Source organism: Comamonas sp. B-9, from assembly GCF_000410635.1.
Lineage (GTDB): Bacteria > Pseudomonadota > Gammaproteobacteria > Burkholderiales > Burkholderiaceae_C > Comamonas.
The window spans coordinates 38,508-40,377 of record NZ_KE148589.1; the positions used below are offsets into that span (position 1 = coordinate 38,508).

The 1,870-nt window shown below is 65.5% G+C and carries 4 protein-coding genes; 3 read left to right on the top strand and 1 reads right to left on the bottom strand.

What is annotated here, in order from left to right:
- Positions 1-162 (top strand): cytochrome c5 family protein (locus H928_RS33430; protein ID WP_239644974.1); only part of this gene is annotated, 162 nt, incomplete at its 5' end.
- 29 nt (positions 163-191) lie between these two features.
- On the opposite strand, the gene H928_RS0114440 is transcribed toward H928_RS33430, so the two are convergent.
- Complete coding sequence (locus tag H928_RS0114440) at positions 192-761, bottom strand: DUF2946 family protein (RefSeq protein ID WP_021027150.1); 570 nt, start codon at positions 759-761, stop codon at positions 192-194.
- 130 nt (positions 762-891) lie between these two features.
- Between H928_RS0114440 and H928_RS0114445 the strand changes: the two genes are divergently transcribed.
- Complete coding sequence (locus tag H928_RS0114445; RefSeq protein WP_021027151.1) at positions 892-1,494, top strand: LemA family protein; 603 nt, start codon at positions 892-894, stop codon at positions 1,492-1,494.
- 4 nt (positions 1,495-1,498) lie between these two features.
- On the top strand, positions 1,499-1,870 hold a 372-nt coding region (locus tag H928_RS27900; protein ID WP_192816989.1), incomplete at its 3' end, for a YgcG family protein.

Below are 1,870 nucleotides of genomic sequence, written 5' to 3' on the forward strand. Positions count from 1 at the left end.
GGTGACAAGGCCGCCTGGGCACCCTATATCGCCCAGGGCATCGACAGCATGGTGAAGATCGCCATCAGCGGCAAGGGAGCGATGCCCCCACGTGGCGGCTCCAGCGCATCGGATGAAGAAATCCATGCGGCGGTGCAGTACATGGTGGAGCAAGCGCAATAAGCAGGCTGTCCACTGCGCCCGCTAAAAGATCAAGCCTGGCCCGCCGCCTTCAGCGCAGCGGGCGAGCGCACAAAGCCATAACGCTTTTCCAGCAGCACGCTGGCCACTTCGGTCGGCTCAGGTAACAGGCCCTGCTCCAGGGCCTGCGACACATCCAGCACATCCTGCGTATGCACAATGCCCAGCCCCTGGTCCGTGTGCAGGTAGACGGCACCTTGCTCATCGGCCAGCACGGCCTGCACCTGCGCAGGCGCCAGCACCGCACCAGTATGGGCATGCAGCTGCAGGGCCTCATCGCGCCACTGCGCGCGCCAGACCCAGGGGGTGGCCTCCAGCTCCACAAACACCTGCTGCGGGCCATTCTGGAAATACCAGCAGCCCTGGGCATCGGCGAGGTAATTGCGGGCAATGAACTGCGCGAGCTTGTCATGCTCCACCCGCGAGCCCTTGGCGCCTGGCAGGCCACTGGCAAAAGCGCCGGCGGCCTGCGCCTGCGCATCGCGCAACCACCAGTTGCCGCGCGCATCCAGCGCCAGCCAGCCCCAGCAGGCGGGCACATTGGGCCATTTGGCCATGGCTTGTTTCACGATATCGTCCATCTGGCGATCCTACTGCATGCGCCGACGCCGGCATGCCGGTCATGCACCCCTCAGACCGTCAATAATCGCTGACAATGGGCCGCTGCCAGATCGGTAACAATGGCGGCTCTGAACATGGCGAGGAGCCCTCATGAACGCATGGAAACGATTTCTGGTGGTAGCAGCCGCAGCGCTGGCACTGACGGGCTGCGGCTATAACGATTTTCAACGGCTGGACGAAGAATCCACCGCCGCCTGGAGCGAGGTGCTGAGCCAGTACCAGCGCCGTGCGGACCTGGTGCCCAACATCGTGGCCTCGGTCAAGGGCGAGGCCAACTTCGAGCAGGACACGCTCACCAAGGTGATCGAAGCGCGGGCCAAGGCCACCTCGATCCAGGCCACGCCCGAGCTGGTGAACAACCCCGAGGCTTTCAACAAGTTCCAGCAGGCACAGGGCGAGCTGTCGAGCGCGCTGTCGCGCCTGATGGTGGTCTCGGAGCGCTACCCCGAGCTCAAGGCGAACCAGGCTTTCCGCGATCTGCGCGTGACGCTGGAAGGTACAGAAAACCGCATTGCCGTGGCACGGGACCGCTATATCGGCACCGTCAAGGCCTACAACATCAAGGCCCGCGTGTTCCCCACCAACCTGACGGCCAAGGTCTTTGGCTACCAGCCCAAGGCCAATTTCACGGTGCAGAACGAGGCCCAGATTTCCCAGCCGCCTAGCGTCGACTTCTCGTCCGAGCGGAAGTAAGCGCATGGCCCGGATGCCCGCTTGGCGCCCGCCGCTGGCCTGGGTGCTGGCCCTGGCAGTGGCCGTGCTGCTGCCCTGGCTCAGCGCGCCAGCGCGCGCTGCCGTGCAGCCGGTGCCGGCGCTCAGCGCCCATGTGATCGACCAGACCGCCACTCTGAGCGCGCAGGACCAGGCCCAACTCGAAGCGCAGCTGACGGCGCTGGAGCGCGACACCGGCGCGCAGGTCGTGGTGCTGATGGTCGCCAGCACCAGCCCCGAAGACATTGCCGCCTATGCCCAGCGCGTGGCCAGCACCTGGAAGATTGGCCGCAAGGACGTGGGCGATGGCCTGCTGGTGCTGGTGGCCAAGGACGACCGGCGCATGCGCATCGAGGTC